2 protein-coding genes are annotated in these 3,557 nt (G+C 64.4%); both read left to right on the top strand.

Translation table 11 applies throughout. The features are described 5' to 3' along the window. On the top strand, positions 1–362 hold a 362-nt coding region (locus EOA33_RS28365; protein WP_145989322.1), incomplete at its 5' end, for an AraC family transcriptional regulator. A gap of 239 nt (positions 363–601) precedes the next feature. After that, positions 602–3,388 (top strand): DNA gyrase subunit A, encoded by a 2,787-nt coding sequence (gene gyrA / locus EOA33_RS28360; RefSeq protein WP_126054742.1) that lies wholly within the window; start codon positions 602–604, stop codon positions 3,386–3,388. Positions 3,389–3,557: the final 169 nt, after the last annotated feature.

Raw genomic sequence — 3,557 nt, 5'->3', positions numbered from 1 at the left:
CCGTTTATGCCGCCCGCGCGCCGAGCCGTCGCGACCAGAAACGGGTCGCCGAGGCGGTGCGGCTGATCGAACTCGAAGCAGACCGCCCGCTGTCGCTCGCCGACCTCGCCAGCAGCGCGGCGACGAGCCCCTATCATTTCCTGCGCAGCTTCCGGCAAGTCGCCGGGATGACGCCTTACCAGTTCCTGCTCAAAACCAGGCTGCACAAGGCCGCCGTGCGACTGCGCACCTCCGACACGGCGATCTCGACGATCGCCTTCAACGCCGGTTTCAGCGACCTGTCGACCTTCAACCGCCGCTTCAGGCGCGAGATGGGAGAAGCGCCTGGCGCCTACCGCGCGCGCCGGACTGGCGGCTACTGAGGGCGCCCGTAACGCGGCCACCGGGGCCGGTTCAGCGTACGGTCGCTCTCGGTGACGGCGATCGGCGACGAACCAGCCCCGGCGGCGGCGAAACCCACCGTGGCCATATCGTCGCAATCAGCGGTATCCTTTTGAAATTGCCGCCAAAATTGTCTCTGGAAAAGCGCCACGAAGATTGGAGTTTCGGCGCCGCTTCCTATATAAGCAGCGAGTGATTCCCGACTGGATTGTGACCTGATTTGACCGACCAGAAGACACCGCGCGGCGCCGACGGCGGCCCGACCGGCATCGAGCCGATTTCGATCATCGAGGAGATGCAGCGCTCCTATCTTGATTACGCCATGAGCGTGATCGTCAGCCGCGCGCTGCCCGACGTGCGCGACGGTCTGAAGCCGGTGCATCGCCGCATCCTCTACGCTTCGCATGAGAGCGGCTACCACTGGAACCGCAAGTATGTGAAATCGGCGCGCCCGGTCGCCGACGTGATGGGTAAGTACCATCCGCATGGCGACGCCTCTATCTATGACGCCCTGGTGCGCATGGCGCAGGACTGGTCGCTGCGCGTGCCGCTGATCGACGGGCAGGGCAATTTCGGCTCGATCGACGGCGATCCGCCGGCGGCGATGCGCTACACCGAGTCGCGGCTGACCAAGGTCGCGCATGAATTGCTGGAGGACATCGACAAGGAAACCGTCGACTTCCAGGACACCTACGACGCGTCGGGCAGCGAGCCGAAGGTTCTGCCGGCCCGCTTCCCGAACCTTCTGGTCAACGGCTCCGGCGGCATCGCCGTCGGCATGGCCACCAACATCCCGCCGCACAATCTCGGCGAAGTCTGCAACGGCGCCATCGCCCTCATCGACAACCCTGCAATCGACCTGCCGACACTGATGGAGATCGTGCCCGGTCCGGATTTTCCGACCGGCGGCATCGTGCTTGGCCGTTCAGGCATCTACAGCGCCTATTCGACCGGCCGTGGCTCCATCGTCATGCGCGGCCGCGTCAATATCGAGGCGCGCGGCAACGACCGTGAATCGATCGTCATCACCGAGATTCCCTATCAGGTGAACAAGGCCTCGATGATCGAGAAGATGGCCGAGCTGGTGCGCGACAAGCGCATCGAGGGCATTTCCGACATTCGCGACGAGAGCGACCGCCAGGGCTACCGCGTCGTCGTCGAACTGAAGCGCGACGCCGTCGCTGATGTCATCCTCAACCAGCTCTACCGCTTCACCCCGCTGCAGACCTCCTTCGGCGCGAACATGGTGGCGCTGAACGGCGGCAAGCCGGAAGTGATGACGCTGATCGACATGCTGAAGGCGTTCGTCGGTTTCCGCGAGGAGGTGATCAGCCGCCGCACCAAGTACCTTTTGCGTAAGGCGCGCGAACGCGCGCACGTCCTGGTCGGTCTCGCCATCGCCGTTGCCAACATCGACGAGGTGATCAAGCTGATCCGCACCGCGCCCGATCCGCAGACGGCGCGCGAGCAGTTGATGGAACGGCGCTGGCCGGCCCACGACGTCGCGTCGCTGATCAAGCTAATCGACGACCCGCGCCACCGCATCAACGAGGACGGCACCTATAATCTGTCGGAAGAGCAGGCCCGCGCCATTCTCGAGTTGCGCCTGCAGCGCCTGACTGCGCTCGGCCGTGACGAGATCGCCGACGAGTTGAACAAGATCGGCGCCGAGATCGTTGATTATCTTGACATTTTGTCGTCCCGCGCGCGCATCCAGCAGATCGTCAAGGACGAGCTGATCGCGGTCCGCGACGAGTTCGGCACGCCGCGCCGCACCGAACTCTCCGACGGCGGCGCGGACATGGAAGACGAGGACCTGATCCAGCGCGAGGACATGGTCGTCACCGTCAGCCATTCCGGTTACATAAAGCGCGTGCCGCTCTCGCTCTACCGGGCGCAGCGCCGCGGCGGCAAGGGCCGCTCCGGCATGTCGACCAAGGAAGAGGATTTCGTCACTCGCCTGTTCGTCGCAAACACGCACACGCCGGTGCTGTTCTTCTCCTCGCGCGGCATCGTCTACAAGGAGAAGGTGTGGCGACTGCCTATCGGCAACCCGCAGTCGCGCGGCAAGGCGCTGATCAACATGCTGCCGCTGGAGCAGGGCGAGCGCATCACCACCATCATGCCGCTGCCCGAGGACGAGGCAAGCTGGGGTGAGCTCGACGTGATGTTCGCCACCACGCGCGGCACCGTGCGCAGGAACAAGCTGTCCGACTTCGTCCAGGTCAACCGCAACGGCAAGATCGCCATGAAGCTGGAGGAGGAAGGCGACGAGATCCTCGGCGTCGAGACCTGCACCGACAATGACGACGTGCTTCTGACGGCGAATTCGGGCCAGTGCATCCGCTTCCCGGTCAGCGACGTGCGCGTCTTCCAGAGCCGCAACTCGGTCGGCGTGCGCGGCATCGCCATGGCCGAGACCGACCGGGTCATCTCCATGTCGGTGATCGAAAACGTCGACGCTTCGCCCGCCGAGCGCGCCGCCTACCTGAAGCGGGCGGCCGCGGAGCGGCGGCTTGCCGCCGGTGTTGCCGGTGAAGAGGAAGAGATCGCGCTGACCAATGAGGAGATCGGCGAGGAGGCGGAGCTTTCCGACGAACGCTACGAATTCCTCAAGGAGCATGAGCGCCTCGTGCTGACGGTGACGGAATATGGCTACGGCAAGCGATCTTCGTCCTACGACTTTCGACTGACCGGGCGCGGCGGCAAGGGCATCCGCGCCACCGACGTGTCGAAGACGGCCGAGATCGGTCGTCTCGTGGCGACCTTCCCCGTTGGCAATGACGACCAGATCATGCTGGTGTCGGACGGCGGCACGGTCATCCGCGTCCCCGTCAACGGCATCCGTTTCGCCAGCCGCGCCACCAAGGGCGTGACCATCTTCAACACGGCCGAAGGCGAGAAGGTCGTTTCGGTGGAGCGGATTTCGGAACCGCAATCGGATGAGGAAGAGAGCGTCGAAGGCGAGGCCGATGCCACGGACGATGCTCCGGATATTGCCGAATAAGCTTAAAACAGCAACGCCGGCCAGACGGCCGGCGCAATCGGGACTGTTCGCGCAATCAAGCGGGGCGCAATTCAGTAGTGGCGATAGGGTTTGCGGACTTCGAAGCGCCGCGTGTTCGTCTTGGCGCGAACGCGCACGGCTTCCTGATGCAGACCGAATGCGGTGGCGA

The organism is Mesorhizobium sp. M4A.F.Ca.ET.050.02.1.1, from assembly GCF_003997725.1.
Lineage (GTDB): Bacteria > Pseudomonadota > Alphaproteobacteria > Rhizobiales > Rhizobiaceae > Mesorhizobium.
This window is presented reverse-complemented; position numbering and strand designations above follow the sequence as displayed.